The sequence below is a fragment of the Micromonospora sp. WMMA2032 genome, assembly GCF_002688545.1.
GTDB classification, from domain to species: domain Bacteria; phylum Actinomycetota; class Actinomycetes; order Mycobacteriales; family Micromonosporaceae; genus Micromonospora; species Micromonospora sediminicola.
The window spans coordinates 37,325-56,247 of the sequence record NZ_CP024052.1 but is presented as its reverse complement, the minus strand read 5'-3'; the positions used below and the strand labels follow the sequence as shown (position 1 = coordinate 56,247).

Annotated in this window: 16 protein-coding genes; 7 read left to right on the top strand and 9 right to left on the bottom strand. The window is 71.9% G+C overall.

Translation table 11 applies throughout. The annotated features are described in order from the left end of the window. Positions 1-135: 135 nt before the first annotated feature. Positions 136-786, top strand: a complete 651-nt coding sequence (locus tag CO540_RS00240) for a DUF3159 domain-containing protein (RefSeq protein WP_099160270.1) — start codon at positions 136-138, stop codon at positions 784-786. A 63-nt stretch (positions 787-849) separates the two neighbouring features. Here the strand turns inward: CO540_RS00240 and CO540_RS00235 are convergent, their stop codons facing one another. Then, positions 850-1,581, bottom strand: coding sequence for a MerR family transcriptional regulator (locus CO540_RS00235; protein WP_099160268.1), 732 nt, complete (start codon positions 1,579-1,581; stop codon positions 850-852). Positions 1,582-1,621: 40 nt separating this feature from the next. After that, entirely contained in the window at positions 1,622-2,890 is a 1,269-nt protein-coding gene (locus tag CO540_RS00230; RefSeq protein WP_099160266.1) for an FAD-binding oxidoreductase, read from the bottom strand. 70 nt (positions 2,891-2,960) lie between these two features. Here CO540_RS00230 and CO540_RS00225 point away from each other — a divergent pair, with 70 nt between their 5' ends. Both CO540_RS00225 and CO540_RS00220 read left to right on the top strand, forming a co-directional pair. Continuing rightward, the gene (locus CO540_RS00225; RefSeq protein ID WP_091573758.1) at positions 2,961-3,566 is read left to right on the top strand and encodes a TetR/AcrR family transcriptional regulator; all 606 of its coding nucleotides are present in this window, start codon (positions 2,961-2,963) and stop codon (positions 3,564-3,566) included. A gap of 97 nt (positions 3,567-3,663) precedes the next feature. Then, a complete protein-coding gene (locus CO540_RS00220; RefSeq protein ID WP_157779027.1) occupies positions 3,664-4,491 on the top strand; it encodes a DUF4184 family protein in 828 nt (275 codons plus the stop codon). Here the strand turns inward: CO540_RS00220 and CO540_RS00215 are convergent. The 5 genes from CO540_RS00215 to CO540_RS00200 all read right to left on the bottom strand — a co-directional run bounded on the left by CO540_RS00215 (position 4,442) and on the right by CO540_RS00200 (position 11,143). Further along, positions 4,442-5,779, bottom strand: a complete 1,338-nt coding sequence (locus tag CO540_RS00215; protein WP_099160263.1) for a hypothetical protein — start codon at positions 5,777-5,779, stop codon at positions 4,442-4,444. The genes CO540_RS00220 and CO540_RS00215 overlap by 50 nt on opposite strands. Continuing rightward, complete coding sequence (locus CO540_RS00210; RefSeq protein WP_157779026.1) at positions 5,776-7,161, bottom strand: ATP-binding protein; 1,386 nt, start codon at positions 7,159-7,161, stop codon at positions 5,776-5,778. Before CO540_RS00210 ends, CO540_RS00215 begins: the two co-directional genes overlap by 4 nt. 53 nt (positions 7,162-7,214) lie before the next feature. Continuing rightward, positions 7,215-7,394: a hypothetical protein gene (locus tag CO540_RS30285; protein ID WP_172967765.1), complete on the bottom strand. Its 180-nt coding sequence runs from the start codon at positions 7,392-7,394 to the stop codon at positions 7,215-7,217. A 247-nt stretch (positions 7,395-7,641) separates the two neighbouring features. Continuing rightward, positions 7,642-8,628: a LacI family DNA-binding transcriptional regulator gene (locus CO540_RS00205; protein WP_099160259.1), complete on the bottom strand. Its 987-nt coding sequence runs from the start codon at positions 8,626-8,628 to the stop codon at positions 7,642-7,644. Between the two features lie 532 nt (positions 8,629-9,160). Next, positions 9,161-11,143 (bottom strand): cellulase family glycosylhydrolase, encoded by a 1,983-nt coding sequence (locus CO540_RS00200; RefSeq protein WP_099160257.1) that lies wholly within the window; start codon positions 11,141-11,143, stop codon positions 9,161-9,163. 470 nt (positions 11,144-11,613) lie between these two features. Here CO540_RS00200 and CO540_RS00195 point away from each other — a divergent pair, with 470 nt between their 5' ends. The 4 genes from CO540_RS00195 to CO540_RS00180 all read left to right on the top strand — a co-directional run bounded on the left by CO540_RS00195 (position 11,614) and on the right by CO540_RS00180 (position 16,906). Further along, a complete protein-coding gene (locus tag CO540_RS00195) occupies positions 11,614-12,666 on the top strand; it encodes a lytic polysaccharide monooxygenase (protein WP_172967764.1) in 1,053 nt (350 codons plus the stop codon). Positions 12,667-12,746: 80 nt separating this feature from the next. Beyond that, positions 12,747-13,937: a cellulose binding domain-containing protein gene (locus CO540_RS00190; protein WP_099160253.1), complete on the top strand. Its 1,191-nt coding sequence runs from the start codon at positions 12,747-12,749 to the stop codon at positions 13,935-13,937. 511 nt (positions 13,938-14,448) lie between these two features. Beyond that, a complete protein-coding gene (locus CO540_RS00185) occupies positions 14,449-15,447 on the top strand; it encodes a LacI family DNA-binding transcriptional regulator (protein ID WP_253866306.1) in 999 nt (332 codons plus the stop codon). Beyond that, positions 15,398-16,906: a protein kinase gene (locus CO540_RS00180; protein WP_371682259.1), complete on the top strand. Its 1,509-nt coding sequence runs from the start codon at positions 15,398-15,400 to the stop codon at positions 16,904-16,906. The genes CO540_RS00185 and CO540_RS00180 overlap by 50 nt, the downstream gene beginning before the upstream one ends. A gap of 102 nt (positions 16,907-17,008) precedes the next feature. Here the strand turns inward: CO540_RS00180 and CO540_RS00175 are convergent, their stop codons facing one another. Both CO540_RS00175 and CO540_RS00170 read right to left on the bottom strand, forming a co-directional pair. Further along, positions 17,009-18,286 (bottom strand): hypothetical protein, encoded by a 1,278-nt coding sequence (locus tag CO540_RS00175; protein ID WP_157779024.1) that lies wholly within the window; start codon positions 18,284-18,286, stop codon positions 17,009-17,011. Positions 18,287-18,398: 112 nt separating this feature from the next. Next, positions 18,399-18,908 carry a SigE family RNA polymerase sigma factor gene (locus CO540_RS00170; protein WP_099160247.1) on the bottom strand — a complete coding sequence of 170 codons (510 nt, stop codon included), beginning with the start codon at positions 18,906-18,908 and terminating at the stop codon, positions 18,399-18,401. Positions 18,909-18,923 lie beyond the last annotated feature (15 nt).

Genomic DNA, 18,923 nt, shown 5'->3' with positions numbered 1-18,923 from the left:
GAGGCCGGCATCGAGTGCCGGCAGCGGTCGCGCCGCCGGTCGTGAGGTCGGACACAGCGTGCCGCGCGTGCTTGAGTGTGCCGCTGCGGCACACCGGCTAATTGTCCAATGCCGAACGAGGTCGACCCAGATGTGATGTCGGAGCGGGACCGTGGGCCCACTCCTCCCGACGGCACCGCCCAGCCCGCCGACACCGTCCTGCGGCAGATGGGCGGCCCGGCCGGGTTCGTCTACTCCACGGTCCCGGTGATCGTGTTCGTCACGGCCGACGCGTTCCTGTCGCTTCCGGTGGCTGTCGGTGTCGCGGTCGCGACCGGGCTGGCGTTGTTCCTCCTTCGGTGGCTGCGCGGCGAGCGTCTCGTCTCGGCGGTGGGCAGCCTGCTCGGTGTGGCGGTGGCCGCCGGGATCGTCGCCTGGACCGGCTCCGCGCGAGACTTCTTCGTGATCGGGATCTGGGCCTCGCTGGCCGGATTCGTCGTCACGTCCGGGTCGGTGCTGGCTCGCCGGCCGCTGACCGGTGTCATCTGGAACGCCCTGCACGGCGGCACGCACGCATGGCGATCCGATCGAGCCGTACGGGTGGCACACGATGTCGCGACCCTCGCCGCGGCGTCGGTGTTCGGGTCCCGGTTCGCGGTCCAGCAGTGGCTCTACCTGGCCGACAGCACCGGTGGGCTGGGCCTTGCCCGAGTCGTCATGGGCACTCCGCTCACCGTACTGGCCGCGCTGGTCGTCGTGTGGAGCTTCCGGCGCAGCACCAGACGTCTCGTCGCGGCCCGCCGCTGACCACGTGCGGTCCACCGGCACCCGTCCCCGGCCCGCTCGCCGCGCGCCGGTCGGTGCCGTCGATCAGTCCCGCGGTTCGGACAGCAGGCGGTGGGTGCGCCGCAGGACGTCCAGCTGCGCCGGGTTGTAGAGCTCCGCCAGGGCCTTGCCGACGGCTTGTTCGACGTAGCGTGCGCTGTACCGGGTGCCGGCGTTCGTGATCCGCACTCCGGGGTTCTCGGCGAGCAGCGTGCGTACGTAGGGGGCCAGGTCCCGGGCCACGGCCGCGCGAGCCTGCGCGTCGGCGTCCGCGGGAAGGGTGTCGAACCGCTCGGCCACCGGGTCGGTGACGGGCTTGCGCAGCATGTCCCCCCAGGCCCGCATCGTGTCGGCGCCGAGTATCCGGGTCAGCACGACGACGAACGAACGGTCGGCCGGCGGCATCGTCGACACGACATCGGGTGTGACGACACCGGGTGGCAGTTCCGCCGGTGTGGGCTGTCGCAGGATGACGCCGAGTTCGAGGCGGGCCCGCTGGAGCCGTTCGATGGTGGCCGCGAGCTCGGCGTCCAGGGTGCGCAGGGCCTCCACGGGCTGATCGTCGGTGTCCTGCATGGTCGCGATCTGCGACAGCGAGAAACCCAACTCCGTCAGGCGCCTGATGCGCAGGATCCGGACGAGGTGGGCAACCCCGTACTGCTTGTAGCCGTTGGTGCGCCGGGGTGGTTCGGTCAGCAGCCCGATGTCGTGGTAGTGGCGTACCGCCCGCAGCGTGGTGCCGGCGAGTTGGGCGATCTCCCGGGTGCTCCAGCCCACTGCGCACCTCCGTTCGATGGTGGATCCTCGGCGCCGGCCGTCAGAGCCTTCCCGGCGCGTGGAACACCAGTTCGGGGTCGTACCGCTTCTTGGCGGAGAGCAGGCGCTCGGCGTTCGGCCCGAAGGCTGCGGCGGTGCGCTCGGCGTCGCCCGGACCGAGCAGGTTGGGATAGCCGCCCGGAAGCCGGTCGGTCTTGCGGACCCAGGCCCGGTGTCGATCCTCGGCGGGGTCTCCGGGTTCCCACACCGCGATGGTCTCGACCATCAGGTGCGGCGTCCGGTTGCGGAACGCGGTGGCGTCGGCGGGGACGCGAGCGGCCGCGCCGTGGAGGCTGTGCAGCGAGATCGCCGACAGCGGCGAGGTCTTGGCGTCGGCGGCGTCGAGCAGGATCTCCTGGACCGTACGGTCGAGTCCGGTCACCGTGCGCGCCCCGATCTCGACGTGGCGACCCCCCGGGAACATCGCGTCGATCTGTGCGAGCTGGTCGGTCATCGTGGTCGGGCCGAACTGCGCCGTCAGCGGCTCGCCGAGCTCGGTGAGCCGCTGAAGCACCTTGGTCCCGGCCTCGGGCTCGCCGCACCAGGTCGGCGCGACGAACAGCGCCGACCCACCGGTCGGGGCGGTGATGAAGCCGGCCTGCACGGTCAGCTCGTCCGGCCCGCGTAGCAGCGACTCCTCCAGCTCCGGCAGCACGTCGGAGCCGAACATGATCATGCCGGCCAGGATCGTCGGCACCGCGTGCAGCCGGATCCGCATCGAGGTGACGACGCCGAAGTTGCCGCCACCGCCGCGCAGGGCCCAGAGCAACTCGGGGTCGCGCTCCTCGTCCGCGGTGACCGACGTGCCGTCGGCGAGCACCACGTCGGCCGACAGCAGGTTGTCGGCGGCAAGGCCGAACCGGCCGCTCAGTGGACCGTACCCACCGCCGAGCGTCAGGCCCGCCATGCCGACCGAACCGGCCGTCCCGGTGACCGCGACCAGACCGGCCCGTTGCGCGGCCGCGGCCACGTCGGCCGACGTGGCACCGCCGGCCACGGTGGCGACCGCGGTTGCCGGGTCCACGCTCACCCGCCGCATCGGGCTCAGGTCCAGCGTCAGCCCGCCGTCGGTCAGCGCGCGACCGGCCCAGTCGTGCCCGCCGCCGCGCACCGACAGCGGGAGGCCCTTCTCCCGGGCGGTCCGCACCCCGGCCTGGATGTCAGCCGTGGTGGCGCACCGAAGGACGGCGCGCGGACGTCTGGTCACCGCACCGTTCCAGATCGTCCGCGCTGCTTCGTACTCCGTGCCGGACGTCAGCATGTCACCCATTTGATCAGAGTAGCCACTCACTCGTCAGAGACCAACTCTGACAAATGGCGGGGGCTATGCTCACACGACCATGACCGAAGCACCGAGGAGCCGTCGGGCCGAGTACGCCGCGGCCACCCGCGCCGCCATCATCGAGGCGGCGCGCTCACTCTTCGCCCGCAACGGCTACTTCGCCACGAAGATCGAGGACATCGCCGCGGAGGCTCGCGTCGCACCGGCCACGGTGTACGCGGTGACCGGCGGCAAGCAGGGGCTGGTCCGGACGCTCGTCGACCTGTGGAGCCAGGCGCCGATCGTGGCGCAGACCCTCTCCCGGCAGGAGACGCTCACCGACCCGGACGAGATCCTGCGGGACACGGCAGCCACGGTCCGGGCCATGCGCGAGACGTACGGCGACATCATGCGGCTGATGCTGACGACCGCGCCGCACCACGCCGAGGTCGCCGACAGCCTGCGGGTGGCCACCGGACGCTACCGCGACGCCGTCGAAGCCGTCGCCGTGCGACTCCGCGACGTCGGCGGGCTGAGGGCGGGAACGACAGTCGCGGAGGCGACCGACATCCTCTGGTTCTACTTCGGATACTCCGGTTACTTCACCCTGCTCGACGACAACGGCTGGACCTACGAGCAGGCGGAACGCTGGCTGGTCGCCCAGGCCACGGCCGCTCTTCGCTGAGACCGGGAGGTCTCCGACACCGTCGGCCGGTGCCACCGGGGTGCGGCGCGGCGATACGATACGGCCCTGCCGCGACCGAGAGGCGAACCGAGGCGCCGTGCCGTTCACCGCCAGTCATCCCGCTGTGGTCCTGCCCCTGCTGCGACCGCTGGGCCGCCTGGGCGTGCCCCCGTCGGCCCTCGTCGTCGGCAGTCTCGCTCCCGACCTGCCGTTCTACGTGACGGTCACGTCGCTGACCACATGGACCCACTCGCTGGCCGGGGCGGTCTCGCTCGACGTCCTGGTGGGCGCGGTGGCGTTCGTCGGGTGGCGGACGATCGGCCGGCCCGCGGCCGGCGTGCTGCTGCCCGGCCTATTCACCCCGTCCACCGGAACCGTCGGCGGCACCCGGACCGGAAAGGCCCGGCTGAATCCCCTGGCCGTCGTCGCGGGGCTCGCCGTCGGCGCGCTCACGCACGTGGTGTGGGACAGCTTCACCCACTCCGGCACTTGGGGCGTCCGACACCTGCCCTGGTTGGCCGCGGCACACGGGCCGCTTCCCGGCTACGAGTGGGCCCAGTACGCGAGCACCGTCGTCGGACTGGCCGTCCTCGCCGTGTGGTGCGCCAGGCGCGCACGCCCAGGCCCGGCCCTCGGCGGGCCGGAGCCGGCGTCGCGCCGCGCCCGTCGGGCGTGGGCCCTGGTGGGCGGGGCGCTCGTCGTCGGAGCGTCGCTGGGGGTGTGGATCGGGATCGGGAGCGAGGCCGACCCGGTCCGCGGTGCCGTGTTCCTCGCCGCGACGCGAGGCGGGCTCGCGGCACTCCTCGCGGTGGCGGCGATCGGGGTGACGGTCGTCGCCTCCAGCCGTTCGTCTCCGGCCGGCGCCGACGCGCCCCTCACCGAGGACCCGCATGCTGCGGACAGGGGCAGCCGACCGGCTCGCTGACCCCCGGCGGGCTCTCGCCCTGCGACCCTCTCCGCGCCAGCCGCCGGAAGGCCAGCCGGAAGAGCACCGGGATGCCACCACGCAGTTTGAGGATGCTGTTGTGCCTCAGTTCACCGGTCAGCAGCGTTGGCACGATGCGCAGCAGGGTCAGGGCCGACCGGAGGTAGTGGCGGCGTTTGACCTGGATCGTGAACAGGAACCCGAGGCAGAGGAGCTCGCCGCGCCGGAACTTGATCCGCCGGCAGTGCCGCAACGCCTCCCGGCCCCTCCGCTGCGCCTCGGCCAGCCGTCCCTGCTTGGCCGTCAGCACGGCGTAGCCGACCTCGACCTGGACGGCGGCGGAGCTGCGGTTCGCACCCACCTGCGCCAGCCGCTCCGCCTGGCGCAGATGGTCGGACGCCAGCTCGTACAGATGGGCGTTGGCCAGTGGCTCGGAGAGCCGCAGGTGCAGGAACGCGGACGCCTCGATCTCCTCCGGACACAGCTCCTGGTACTTCTGGCCACGGACGTAGTAGCGGAGGCACTCCTCGTCACGGCCCCGCACCTCGGCGATCCGGCCCAGGTAGTGGAAGGCGGTCGCGATCCAGCGCGCGACCCGGACGTCGTCAGTGGCGGCGGGGGCGAACGTCACGGCACGCCGCAACAAGCGTTCGGCCTCCGCCAGGTCCTGAAACGACGTGAACAGCGCGGTCGCCTCATGGGTGAGCGCGCCGCACTCGAAATGGGGATCAAGACCCCGACCCAGCCACGCCCGCAGGTCGTGCGCGGTCCGCACGGCGGTGGTGTACCGGCTGATCGACACCTCGTACTCGCACTTCGCGATCATGGCCCGCCCCCAGTCGTCGGTGCCGGGCTCGGCGCTCGCCACGGCAGCGGCGATGGCCCTGCTGCGCTCCCGAGTCTCGAACGCGCGTGTGCCCAGGTAGGACGCCAACGCGAGGTAGAGGCCCGAGACCGGGCCGCCCACCGCCGACTGGGCCGCGATCGCCTCCCGCAGGGCGGTCTCCACGTCGTCCATCCGGGCCGGCTGCCCGAGGTTGCTGGCGAGGCGCCCCAGCTCCGCGACGAACGCCGACAGCACGTCCGGCGAGACGTTCGTGGGCGACGCCGCCAGCCGCCGCATCCAGTAGACGAACGCGGCGTACTCCTCGCCGAGGTCGGCCATCGGTCGGGTACGGGCCTGCGTGATCCGAAACGTCGTCTGCCTCTCCCAGCCCTCCGGATCGCCGGCCACCGCCCGGACGCCGCACTGCCACTCGTCGAGCTCGGCCCGGGCGTCCGGCGTCATCGGGCGGCCGGAGCAGCCGCGTCGGTGCCGTCGACGTTGCCGCAGAAGTGCTCGCGCAGAAGTGAGTGCACGGTGAATCGCGTGTTGCCCTCGAGGGCACGCACCAGGGTCAGCCGGCAGGCGAGCTCGCGGACGCGCAGGAACTGTTCCCGGTCGGCGATCCGGCTCTGCGCGAAGAACTCCTGGTCGGTCACCGAGCGTCCGGCCGGGACGAAGCAGAAGACGCCCATCAGACGTATCGCGTCCTGCGTCGAGCCCACGCCGTCGGCCAGTGCCTGCATCGACTGCGCATAGCAGTACCGCCACACGTTGTTTCCGAGCTGGCCGCCCCGATCGCGCAACCGCCGCACCACCTCAGCGATCGTCAGCGTCTTCTCCGCGGCGTACCGCACGATGATCTGGATCAGCAGCGGTGCGCACTCGGCCGCCTCCACCACGTCGTCGAGATCCGCGTCAGTGGGGTCGAGGGCCGTGTCGTGGCGGGCGAGGTGGTCGGCGTACCGCTTCGCGTCCGCCGCCGACGGGCCGTTCCACCTGCGTTCGGTCACCCACCGACCGCCGATCGCGGCGACCGACTCGCGAGTGGTCAGCAGGAACCGGTGCGGCGACTCGGCGAAGCGCGCGACCAGGTAGTCGACCGCCTGCCGGGCCTCCGGCACGGTCTCCAGGTTGTCGACGACCACCAGGCAGGGGGCGGCGGGGAACAGGCCCGGCAGCGCCTCCTCCACTGTGGTCGCGTCGACGTCCGCCGTCGGGTCGACCTGCTTGGCGAGCTCGACGAGGATGTCCCGCCACTCGCTCGTGATGCGCGCCCGCTGAGGCTTCATCAGGCCGGCCGGACCGATGTGGGTGAACTTGGCCGAGATGCCGAACAGGCGCGCGAAACCGGCTTCCCCCGTATGCCGGCGCGCCGCCTCGTACACCAGGGTGGTCTTGCCGTAACCCGCTCCACCCCAGACGGACAGGATCCGCGGACTCGCCGGGTTCTTCAGGATCTCGCCCACCTGGTCGACCATGTCGTCGACCCCGAACAACTGGTCGTACGCGACCGCCAGCGCCACCCGGAGCCGGTCGATGTCGGCGTCGATCCGGCCGGCGGCCGGCACCGCGGACGCGGACGCGGCATCGGGGAGGGTCTCACCCTCGTCCTGCGTCGACCGCGCCGCCCTGAGCTGCAACCTGCCGAGAACGACCGAGACCACGAGCCCGACGAGCGCGAGCGCGGCGCCGATCACCCCCGTCACGCCGCCGATGACCCCGAACAGTTGGTCAGCCCGCTCGAGATCGCCCCGGGCCTCCCGCGCGGCCACCGCGGTCAGCACCACACAGGCGCCGACCAGGACGCAGCCGGAAGCGGCGGCAATCTTCCCCAGTCGCTGCACGGGCTCATGATGGCAGAGCACGGCAAGTGACAGTTCTCAATTTTTTCGATCCTTCACGCATGGGACCGGCCGGTCGGGCCGGGACCGATGCGTCTGTCTGGCAGGCCGATCCGCTCCGCAGTCGTCGCTCCCCCGACGCTCGGCGAAGGGCTACTCAGACGCCAGCCGACGAAGCTCGCTGTCGCTGCGGCGATCGCGCCCATGGTGAGGTTCACGAGCACCACCATGGCCATCCTGTCGGCACCCCGAGCACGGCGAACACCGTTCGCTGGAGCGCCGTGATCGTAGCGCTGGCAGCTCATGATCACCCTACCCCCCAACCAGCGAGCGAAGCGACCTACGTGGCAATGGTCCCCCGAACTCCCGGAAGGACTTTGTTCGCCGGTGGCAGTCATTCCGGTCTATGTGGAGGCATCGTGGCGATCTTCTCGAAGATCGGTCCCAGCGCCATGCGCCCAGTCCGTAGGCAGCGCCCACCGATCAGCTCGGCGGTGCCGCGACACTGGCCCGGCTGATGAGGGTCGGCACGACGGTGCGCTGCCGGACGCCGCCGTCCCCGGATCCGGGCTGCGCACCCAAGAGCTCGAAACTGGCTCGCGCGACCGCGTCGAAGTGTGGTCGCACCGTGGTCAGTGGTGGCATGAAGTACGCGGCCTCCGGCACGTCGTCGAAGCCGATGACGCTGACGTCCTCCGGGACTCGCCTGCCGTGCTCCTGAAGCGCGCGTAGTACGCCGAGAGCGACATGATCGTTGGCGGCGAAGATCGCGGTCGCTTCGGGCATCCGGGCCAACAGTTCCGCACACTCGTATCCGGACGCCGCGGACCAGCCGGCCGGCAGCGGTGGTGGCACATCGGCCCCCGCCGCGACGAGTGCCTCCTGCCATCCTTTCTGACGGGCAGCGCTGCCGAACCGGTCCGGTGGTCCGGCGACGTGCCAGACGGTGCGATGTCCCGCGTCGAGCAGGTGTCGGGTTGCCTCGCGGGCAGCGCTCACCTGGTCGATCGTGACCACGGCCGTCGATCGCTGGATGTCGCCGTCGATGGTGACGACGGGAACGTCCGGGGGAAGGCGGTACCGGGCCACGTCGGCCACCTCGATCGGGGCGATGACGATGATGCCGGCGACCCGGTGCGCGAGAAGCCGGTCGACCGCTTCGGAGATGGAGTGCTGGTCGGGGCGCGGCACGCAGCTGACACTGACGGCCAGCCCGTCCTGCGCCGCGATCCGTTCGACCTCGGTGAGCAGGGATGCCGGACCGTAGAGGCTGGTGCTCTGCGCGATCACCCCGATCATCTGCGACCGGCCGGTGACCAGCGCTCGGGCTGCCCGATTGGGTCGGTAGCCGAGTTGCGCGATGGCCGCCTGAACCCGCAGGCGGGTCTGTTCGCGGACGGTGGGGTGCCCGTTGAGGACGCGGGAGACCGTCATGTGGGAGACGCCGGCGAGTCGAGCCACGTCCGTCATCGCTGGACCGCGCACGGCACCCACCTTTCCGCCTGCCCGTGGGTGCCCACCCACGGGCCTTGACCGATCCGAGCGGTCAGCACTGGCGCTCCGGTGGAGGCGTACCGGAGCAGCCTTCGCCGCTGGTCGGGAAGGGTGGAGCAGAGTCTACGCAGCCAGCCCGCGTACCTGAACAGCTGAATGAGATGTGCGGTGAGCATCTTGCGCACGGAGCGGGGAGGGGTGCGGCCCGACGGGGTGGGGTCCCGCCGGGCCGCGTCCTGATCGGGTCGGCACGTCTCTGCCGACCCCGCATCAGAGACAGCTCGTCCTTCGTGAAGGTGAGTGTCCTGATCCGTGGCGATGAGTCACCGGAATCGGTGGACCCGGAGGCCGCGATGGCGTCCGGCCGGCGGGTCCACTCCTGCGCGAGTCGGTCCGACGACGTCCTGGCCGGTGGCCTCCGTGTTCAACCGTGAGCTGTCGACGCCCGCGGCAGGCGCAGGGACGGCCTGCCGCGTACCCGCCGCGTCGTCGCGCCGCAGCGGGCCGCTCATGACGCGACGCAGCTGAGGTCGGACGGTGCGGACCCGGCGCCGGTGCCCGTGAAGCCGAAGCTGGTGCTGGCCTGCGCGGCCACCTTGCCGTTGTACGGCTCGTTGCTGACCGTGTTCTTGCCACCGGTGGTGCTCAGCTTGCCGTTCCAGACCGAGGAGATGGCGGTGCCCGTCGGGTTGGTCCAGGTCACCGTCCAGCTGTTGATCTGTGCGGTGCCGGTGTTCTTCACCTGGATCTCGCCCTGGAATCCGCCCTGCCAGGCGTTGGTCACCTGGTATGTCGCGGCACACCCGCCCTCACCGCTGCCGCCGGCCGGGGTGGTGACGGTCGCGGCCGGCGACAGCGCCGACACGTTGCCGGCGGCGTCGCGGGCCCGCACGGTGAAGGTGTACGTCGTGTCGCCGCTGAGGTTCCCGGCCCGGTAGCTGGTGCCGGAGACGGTGCCGACCACGGTCGCGGGCGCGGTGCCCGCGGCGCGCAACACCTCGTACGACGTGACTCCGACGTTGTCGGTGGAGGCGGCCCAGGTGAGGGTGGCGGCGTTGGCGGTGACCGCGCTGGCGGCTGGCCGGCCCGGAGCGGTCGGCGCGACGGTGTCGTCCTCGCTGCCGCCGGCGTAGCGTTCGGTGAGGCTGATGCCGGTGGTGGCGGTGTTGCCGCCCAGGCGGACCTGGTGGTCCAGGCTGACGAACTTGCCGTTGTGCTGCCAGAGCACCGGCTTGAGGATCTGGTTGTACTTCGTCTCGTCCCAGGTCTTCCAGTCGTCGAGCAGGAGCCCGCCGGTGTCGCCCGAGTTGGGGTTCAGGCACCAGAAGGTGTGGTGCAGCTTGTACTCGCCGATCAGGTCGCGCAGCGCCTTGAGCCACTTGTCCTGCCGGGCGTCCTGGCCGAGGCGTCCGCCCCACTCACCGATCAGCAGGGGCGCGGTGTTGCCCTCGTGCAGGTAGAGCCAGTTCGGGCGCCACACGTCGTCGGTCAGGCTGGCCTTGTCGAACGCGCCCTGGAACCAGGGCTGCTCGTAGACCAGCGGGCCGTAGTCGTGCGGGGAGTACACGAGCTGGTCCTGGTTGGCGCCGAGGTCGACCGGGAAGTCCTTCGCGCCGCGCAGGTTGCCGCCCCACCAGTTGTTGTAGTAGTTCGGGCTCAGGTCGGGGTTGGTCTTCGGCGAGTCCCAGTTCTTGCCCGGCCGGGGGTACGCCTCGATCCCCTCGCACATGATCAGGACCTTGGGGTTGATCGCGAGGATCCGTCGACCGGCCGTCTGGCAGGCGTTCTTCCAGTTGTCGGCGTCCGTGCTGCCGTCCCACTTCGCCCGGGGGGACTCGCCCGGCTGGCCGTGCGGCTCGTTCTTGATGTCCATCGCGACGATGGTGTCGTTGTCCTTGTACCGCGCGGTGACCCACTCCCAGCCCTGGTAGAACTGCTCGGGAGTGACCGTGCCCTTGTACCAGACCGGATAGACGTGGCCGGCGTTGTCGGCCTCGGCGCTGTGCACGTCGAGCACGACCTTGAGGCCGTACTTCTCGCACAGGTCGAGCCAGTGGTCGAAGATCTGCAGGTTGTTCATCCCGGCCAGTTCCGGGTTGGCCGCCAGGTTGACGTTGGGCATGACCGTCTGCCCGGCCTTCCACTCCAACAGCAGCTGGGTGGAGATCGGGACCCGAACGGTGTTGATGCCGCGTTCGGCCATCTGCCGGGTGATGGTCTCGAGGTTGCCGCCCCACAGGCCGTGGAAGACCCGCTCGGTGGCGTTGAAGCCGAACCAGTTGACTCCGGTGAGCCAGACCTGGTTGCCGGCCTCGTCGACGATCTTGTTGCCCTCGGTGTGCAGCCAGTCCGCGGCGGGTGCCGCGCTGTCGGCCGCCGGCGGCAGCGCCGCTCGGGGTGGCGGGGCCGCCGTGGCGGTCGCCGGCGTCGACAGCCCGACGACCACGCAGGCCGCGAGCGCGAGGCCGCGCACGGATCTCTTCACAGACATGCTCTGTCCTTCGACGGTGGTGGTGGCGGTGCGGATGGGAGCGCTTCCATCGGCGAGCATAAGCAGCTCGGGGTCCACTGTTGTCCAGCCGAGCCACCCGACCGTCGCGCCGCACCCGTGCGCCGGATCGGACAAACGTCGGTTCACCTGCGAGGACGGATCCCGATGATTCCCGTGCCGCACCCAGGGTCTTCGGCTTGACCGCTGAAAGACGTTTCAGGCAAAGCCGCAGGTCGTCGCCGAATCCCTGCATACGAGGTGGCACCCGGGACGCGCGGCATGTTGGCTTCTGGCACCGAGCGGCAGGCTCCGCGGAAGCGGGCCAGGTGGCCGGGGCGCCCCGCCGCTCGCCGGACGAGCGACCGCGGCATGGGCAGCGGCGGCGCCACCGCCGGACCCACTCACGATCCACCACCCCGACCCGTCCCGGTCGGCGAAAGCGGTCCCGCTGAGGGCCGCGAGGAGGAGACATGCAACTGGCGGCAACGCCTACCCGGCGCATGCTGGCCGTCTTCGGCGTCCTGGCCCTCACGGCCGGCGTCGTGACGGTCCTGAGCGCGCCCCGGCCGGCACAGGCGCACGGCGCGCTCCAGGCCCCGGCCAGCCGAACGTACGCCTGCTACACCGACGGCATCGTCGGCAGCGGCGAGATCGTGCCCGAGAACCCGGCCTGCCAGGCCGCCGTGGCCGCCGGCGGCACCCAGCCGCTCTACGACTGGTACGGCGTCCTGCGCTCCGACGGCGGCGGTCGCACCCGGGGCTACATTCCGGACGGCCAACTGTGCAGCGGCGGCAATCCGAAGTACGCCGCGTACGACGCTCCCCGGGCGGACTGGCCGGCCACCCCGGTGCGGGCCGATGGCACGTACGACTTCTCCTACGGCGCCTGGGTGCCGCACCCCGGTGGAATCCGGCTGTACATCACCAAGGACGGCTACGACCCCACCAAGCCGCTCACCTGGGACGATCTGGAGGCGCAGCCGTTCCTGACGGCAGATCCGCAGCCCCCGGTCAGCGACGGCGCCTACCGCTTCAGCGGCCAGCTGCCGCACCGCTCCGGCCGACACGTCATCTACTCGGTCTGGTCGCGGACCGACAGCCAGGAGACGTTCTACGGCTGCTCCGACGTCGACTTCAGCGGACCTGGTGGCCCGACCCCGACCCCGACCCCGACGCCGACCGGGCCCACGCCCACGCCCAGCACCTCCCCCACCGCCCCACCGGCCGTGGCCTGCCGGGCGAGCCTGCACACCGACAACAGTTGGAGCGGCGGCTTCCAGGCCACCCTGACCATCACCAACACCGGCACGACGACCATGACCAACTGGTATGCCAGCTGGACGTTCCCGACCGGAGTACGGCTCGACCAGGTCTGGAACGGCACTCCGATGCAGAGCGGCACCACCGCCATGATCCACGCGGCGAGCTGGAACCGGGTCCTGGCACCGGGCGCCTCGACCACCGCCGGACTGCTCGGCAGCGGCACCACCGCTCCCACCTTCAGTGACGTGACCTGCGGCTGAGTCCAGCCGTACCCGCCCCACCACCGGGTGCGGTCCACGTCCCCGACGTGGACCGCACCCCCACCACCGCAGGAGCACCGATGACCCGTCCCCTCCGGCTGCCGACCAGACGGTCGGCACCGACCGCAACCATCGCCGCGGTCCTGGTCACCGCCGCGGCGGTCCCCGTGCCGTTCTCCCCACCGGCCGCCGGCGCGGCGGCCGCCTCGTGTGCCGCGACCTACCGGATCGTCAACCAGTGGTCCGGTGGTTTCCAGGCCGACATCCAGGTGACCAACACCGGCACCGTGCCACTGACCGGCTGGCGGCTTTCGTGGTCCTACCACAACGGTGAGCGGGTCAGCCAGGGGTGGAACGTCACCGTGACCCAGGACGGGTCGACGGTGACCGCCGCCAACGCCACCTTCAACGGCAACGTGACGCCGGCCGGGTCCACGACCATCGGGCTGCTGGGCACCGGTCAGCCGGACAGCCAGGCACCGGCGGTCGCGTGCGCGGACCCCGCTGGCGCGGGCTCTCCCACCCCGTCGGTCCCGCCGGTCAGCCCCACCCCCTCGACCACCCCGAGCGGCCCGCCGGACGCCGCCTGCGGAACCGCGACGTTCTGCGACGGCTTCGAGGCCCAGGGTGGCACCGTGCCCGACGGCGCCTGGACCGTGAGCCGGCCCCACTGCCAGGGATCCGGTACGGCCACCGTCGACACCGCCGTCGCGCACTCCGGCACCCGATCCGTGCGGGTGGACGGCCGCGCCGGCTACTGCAACCACGTCTTCGTCCGACCGGCCGCCGACCTCACGCCGGTGGGCCGGACCTGGCACGTCCGGTTCTACGTCCGCCACAGCACGCCGCTACCCGACGGCCACGTGGCGCTGGCGGCGCTGCGGGACGACGCCGACGGCGGCAAGGACCTGCGCCTCGGCGGACAGAGCGGTGCGCTGCAGTGGAACCGGGAGTCGGACGACGCCACCGTGCCGGTGCAGAGTCCGGCGGGCGTGGCGCAGAGCCGTCCGCTGCCGACCGGCACGTGGAACTGCGTGGCGTTCACCGTGGACGGTGATCGCGGCACGATGTCCACGAGCGTGAACGGGACCCAGGTGCCGGGCCTGCTCGTCGACGCCGTACCCACCGCCGACGTCGACGCGCAATGGATGGGCCGGACCTGGCGTCCGCACCTCACCGACCTCCGGCTCGGCTGGGAGAGCTACGGCGGTGGCGACGACACCCTCTGGTTCGACGACGTCGCCGTGTCGGCGTACCCGCTCGCCTGCTGACCGGTGGCCCCCCGGGGTCGTCTCCCCACGACCGGCCCGCGCCGCCGGCGGGGAGACGTCCCCGGGACCGGCGACGCCGGCTGCCTGAAACGCGTTTCACGGCCTGGTCCGGCCCGGCCGGGGCCCGGCTCGTCACCGCCGCTGGCTCACCGACGGCGGCAACGGTCCGTGACGCGCCGACACCGGTCACCACCGTCGATGCCCGGACGGTGGTGACCGGGGCGGATGCCGTGGACCGGACGCCGCCTCCCGGCAGTGGCCCCGGCCCGAACGACGGGGCACCGCCGGCCGGGGTGCGGCCCTGTCCGGCACGCCGGCCTTGCCAGGTCCTCCCGGCCGTGCCACGCTTCGGTCATTCCGGCGCAGTCGGGCCACGCCCCGCCACTCGGAAGCAGGTCCCCGCGACGAGACCTGCTTCCAGCGACCTCAGCCGGGCTCGTCGCGCCGCGGACGCGCCTGCCTGTCCACAGAACGGCGGCCGGCCGCTCGGTACCCGACCTCGAGCCGGAGCATGATGCGCGCGCAGCCGACCGTCCAACAGATCGCCGCCGCGGCGCAGGTGTCACCGGCCACGGTGTCACGGGTGCTCACCGGCTCCGTCCGCGTGACGACGGGAGTCCGGCAGCGCGTGTACGCGGCGATGGCGCAGCTCGGCTACGTACGGCGAGACGCCCGGCACCCGGGTCTGCGGAAGCCCCCGGTGGTGGCCCTGGTGATCTGCGAGCCGACCGCACGGGTGTTCGCCGACCCGTTCTTCGCGCGGCTCGCCGCCGGCGCGGAGGCCGAACTGTCGATCCACGGCTCTCCCATGCCGATCCTGACGGCGGCACGGGACAACCTGGCCGGGATCGAACGCTACCTGCTCACCGGCGGCGCCGACGGTGTCCTCCTGGTCAGCGCATACCACCAGCATCCGGTTGCCCGGGCGGTCGCCACGTCCCCGGTGCCGGTACGCGGCGTCGGCCGCCCGGCCGAGCTGGACATTCCGTTCGTCGACGTGGACAACCGCGGGGGCGCCCGCGCGGCGGTGCGGCACCTGCTGCGCAGCGGGCGTCGCCGGGTGGCCATGATCGCCGGGCCGCCGGACCTGCCAGCCGCCGCCGACCGCCTCGCCGGGTACCGCGATGCGATGGCCGAGGCCGGGGCCGAGCCGGCGGCCACGGCCTACGGAGACTTCACCCAGGCGTCCGGAACGCACGCCATGCAGTGGCTGATCAGCCGTGCACCGACGATCGACGGCGTCTTCGTCGCCTCGGACGCGATGGCGGTCGGTGCTCTTCACGCGCTGCGCCGTGCCGGCCGCGCCGTACCCGACGAGGTGGCCCTGGTCGGGTTCGACGACGCACCCGTGGCCACCATGATCCAGCCGGCCCTGACCACCGTCCGCCAACCGGTCGAACAGTTGGGCAGGATCGCCTGCCGGCTGCTGCTGACCGACATCCTCGAGGACCGACCCACCAGTGACACCGTCGTACTTCCCACTGAACTCGTCCGTCGTGCGTCGGCCTGAGCCGGCGACACCCGGGCGCTGGCCTACGCCGGGTGTGACGCTCGCCGGCCGTTACCGACTGGTGGAACGCATCGGCGCGGGGGGCATGTCGGTCATCTGGCGGGCCTTGGACGTGGAGCTGGACCGTCTCGTCGCGGTCAAGCTTCCCGGCCCGGACCGCGACGTGCCGGTGGACCGGGACGCCCTGGCACGCACCGAGGCGCGCACCATGGCGGCCGTCTCGCATCCCGACGTGGTGGTCGTGCACGACGTCGGACAGGTCATGGCACCCGACGGCACCACGGTCACCTTCCTGGTCCTGCAGATGCTGGCCGGGGAATCGCTGCTCGACGTCCTGGCCTCCGGGGCGCTCGGGTGGCGCCAGGCCGTCAGGATCGCCGCGCGGCTGGCCGCGGTGCTGGCGGCCGTCCACGCACACGGCGTCGTCCATCGGGACGTCACCCCGGACAACGTGATGGTGGCCGACGGCGAGGTCAAGCTGCTCGACTTCGGAATCGCCGCGAGGATCGGGGACCGCCCGCAGCGGAGCTGGACCTTCGGCACTCCCCCGTACCTCGCGCCGGAGCGGCTCGCCGATGCTCCGGCTGATCCGGCGGCAGACGTGTACTCCCTCGGCGCGTTGCTCGTCGAGATGCTCACCGGCAGACCGCCGGACGATGCCATCCGCATGCCCGCCGCGGTCCCGACCGAGGTGGTGCGACTGTGCGACAGGTGTCTGGGGCGGGAGCCGAGCCGGCGCCCGTCGGCAGCGGAGGTCGCCGCCGAGCTGCACGCGCTCACCGATCCGATGTCCGCCGGACACCAGCCGCCCCGGACGCCTGCACCGGCCGCCGCGCCGGCCGGCCGGGTGGTGACCGCGGTGCTCGAACCGGCGGCCGACCGTCGTGGGCGAGGACCGGTGATCGCCGGGGTGGCCACGGTGGTCGCGGGCGCTCTGGCTGCCGCCGTGACCATCGTCGCGCTCACCCGCTCGCCGACGCCGCCGCCCGAGGCCCAACTGCCCACGCCTGAGCTCTCCTGGCCACCCCTGATCCGGTCGACGCGGCCGGTCACGACGCCCGGGCCATCACGGAGCAACAAGCCGACCCGTGTGCCGAGCGCGATCCGCTCATCCGCGCCCTCGACCGGCGGGCCTGCTTCCGCCACGACGGGACCGTCCGCCAGTCCGACCGTGTCTCTCGCCGTCGCCGCGGCCGAGCTTCGCGAGTTGCTCCGCCGGGATCTCGCCGAGGGCACCGTGACCTCCGGCGCGGCGCAGAAGATCGACGCTCAGGTGGTGAACGTGGTGAACAACCAGAACGCCCGGGCGGACAACCTGGCCCAGCTGATGTCTGACCTGCGCCGGAGCCTCGCCGACGAGATCCGCGACGGCGGGGTGTCAGCGGCGGCGGCCCCGGCGCTCACCGACGCCGTCGACCGCGTCGGCGACGCCGTGTCCCGTGCCACACCCGCCGCCTGATCCTGTGCCACGCCCCGCCCGGGTCGACCGAGGCTCGGCGTGTCGCGCGAGCCCGCACGACGGGGGGACCGGCCGGGAGCGCCGGCCCGCCCGCCGAACGGCTCAGTTCAGATGGGTGCGCAGATGGTCGAAGATGGCCGGCGCCGCCACACAGAGCTGCTGGAAGCCCTTGGTGAAGTTCGCGTCGTCGGTCCCGTCGTCGACGTAGCTCTCCAGGCCGCCGGTCACCAGCAGCAGGAACGTCGCCCCGTCGGACATGTCCGGGGTGCCGGTGTCCTTGGTGACGTTGAGCAGGGCACCCAGCCCGTTGTTCGGGACGCTGGTGTCCGCGGCGCACCGGTCGTCGGCCTCGTCGACGAATCGCTGGCCCGAGCCGCCGAGTTCCACCAGCGAGATCCGGTTGGCGGCGCGTCGGGCAGCCTGGTGCAGGTAGTCGCAGGCGGACTGGTCCTTCGCGCAGTTGTACGCCTGTCCGCGGCTCGGGTAGCCGGGGCTGGGGTCCGTCCAGTGGCTGATGATCCGGACCTTGGCCAGGTCGGCCGGCGCGTGGTGCTCCAGCCAACACACCGCACCTGCGATCTCCGACATCGGCCCCCAGTTGAGCACCGTGAGCCCGCCGGCCCGGATCGAGGCGACGAGCGCCTCGACGGTCGCCGGTGGCTGCCGCAGCCACGGGTTCGCGGCGGTGCAGGTGGTGAAGCCGTCGCCGTCGGCGCAGGTGGAGGCCAAGGTGATGCCTGGCAGGTGCGCGCCGAAGGACGTTCTCGCGTAGTCGAGAGCCTTGGCGCAGTTGATGCCGACGGTGGTCGCGCCGACGACGACCCTCTCGACGGCGAACTTGTCGGCATACGCGCTCAGCGTCGCGAGGGTCACGATGTCGTCGCGGTCGGTGCCGCCACCGGGGATGCTCATGTCGCTGAGCACCCACACCGAGGGCCGGCCGGCGGCGTCGGTCGGGTCGGGCGTCGGGGTGGCGGATCCGTTGTCGACGGTGAAGGTTACCGTCCGGGTCGTGGCGGCGGAGCCCTTGGCGGCCCGCACCGTCAGGGTGTAGCGCCCGTCGGCGATCCGGTTGGTGTCCCAGCCCGTGGCGGCTCCGTTGTGGTCGCCGTGGAAGAAGTACGGTGCGGCCCGTTCGGTCCAGACGTCGCTCGACGGGCCGGACAGGGTGAAGGTGACGGCGTCGGTTGCTCCCCGGACCTTCGCCTGGACCACCGTGACGCCTCGTACCGTGCCGCCGTCCGTCGCGCCGGTGACGGCGGTGATGGTCGGTGCCGCCGCCGCGGAGGCACTCGGCGCGGTCCCCCACGCCGCCGCGGCGGCGAGCACCAGCACACCGGCGGTACTCAGCAGACCAACTCTCGCACCACGACTGCTCATCCTCGGGCCTCCTCCGTGTCGACCGGCGGCGCTTCGCGAGCGCCGGCGGTGGGATCTGCGCAGGAACACCCCGCGGGGACGGCGCGGGTTTCATGTCGAACGGCGGCCGGGCTCAGAACTCGAGGCGGGCCAGTGCCGCGACGGTCAGTTCGTCACGCAGCACGTCCTGTAGCTGCTGGCGTCCTCGCCGCAGCCACGTCTTGACGGTGTTCTCCGGTACGCCGAGTTCCTCGGCCACGTCCCGAACGGGGAGGTCGACGAGGTAGTGCAGGACCAGTGCCTGTCGGTGGCGTACGGGCACCTTCCGCAGCGCGTCCACGACGGCGGTGTGGTCACCGTCGTCGGGCTGCCCGCGACGACCGGCGCCGAGGCGCAGCATGGCGGCCGTCGCGCGAAGTGCCTGCCGGCGTCGGGAGAACGCGAGGTTGAAGGCCACTCTGCGTACCCACGCCTCGGGCAGGTCGTACTCTCTGATCTTCGCCCATCGGACGAGCGCGCGGGAGAACGCCTCCTGCGCCAGCTCCTCGGCATCGTGGCGGTTCCCGGTCAACGCGTACAGCTGACCGACCAGTCGACGATAGGTGGCGAGGTAAAATTCGGTGAACTCCCGGTCCGTCGACATCGAACCTCTCAGCCA

Excerpts from the sequence above, each read along its gene's own strand:
- CO540_RS00240 (WP_099160270.1), top strand. The coding sequence starts at position 136 with ATGTCGGAGCGGGACCGTGGGCCCACTCCTCCCGACGGCACCGCCCAG.
- CO540_RS00230 (WP_099160266.1), bottom strand. The coding sequence starts at position 2,890 with ATGGGTGACATGCTGACGTCCGGCACGGAGTACGAAGCAGCGCGGACG.
- CO540_RS00225 (WP_091573758.1), top strand. The coding sequence starts at position 2,961 with ATGACCGAAGCACCGAGGAGCCGTCGGGCCGAGTACGCCGCGGCCACC.
- CO540_RS00215 (WP_099160263.1), bottom strand. The coding sequence starts at position 5,779 with ATGACGCCGGACGCCCGGGCCGAGCTCGACGAGTGGCAGTGCGGCGTC.
- CO540_RS30285 (WP_172967765.1), bottom strand. The coding sequence starts at position 7,394 with ATGGCCATGGTGGTGCTCGTGAACCTCACCATGGGCGCGATCGCCGCA.
- CO540_RS00205 (WP_099160259.1), bottom strand. The coding sequence starts at position 8,628 with ATGACGGACGTGGCTCGACTCGCCGGCGTCTCCCACATGACGGTCTCC.
- CO540_RS00200 (WP_099160257.1), bottom strand. The coding sequence starts at position 11,143 with ATGTCTGTGAAGAGATCCGTGCGCGGCCTCGCGCTCGCGGCCTGCGTG.
- CO540_RS00195 (WP_172967764.1), top strand. The coding sequence starts at position 11,614 with ATGCAACTGGCGGCAACGCCTACCCGGCGCATGCTGGCCGTCTTCGGC.
- CO540_RS00190 (WP_099160253.1), top strand. The coding sequence starts at position 12,747 with ATGACCCGTCCCCTCCGGCTGCCGACCAGACGGTCGGCACCGACCGCA.
- CO540_RS00185 (WP_253866306.1), top strand. The coding sequence starts at position 14,449 with ATGATGCGCGCGCAGCCGACCGTCCAACAGATCGCCGCCGCGGCGCAG.
- CO540_RS00175 (WP_157779024.1), bottom strand. The coding sequence starts at position 18,286 with ATGAGCAGTCGTGGTGCGAGAGTTGGTCTGCTGAGTACCGCCGGTGTG.
- CO540_RS00170 (WP_099160247.1), bottom strand. The coding sequence starts at position 18,908 with ATGTCGACGGACCGGGAGTTCACCGAATTTTACCTCGCCACCTATCGT.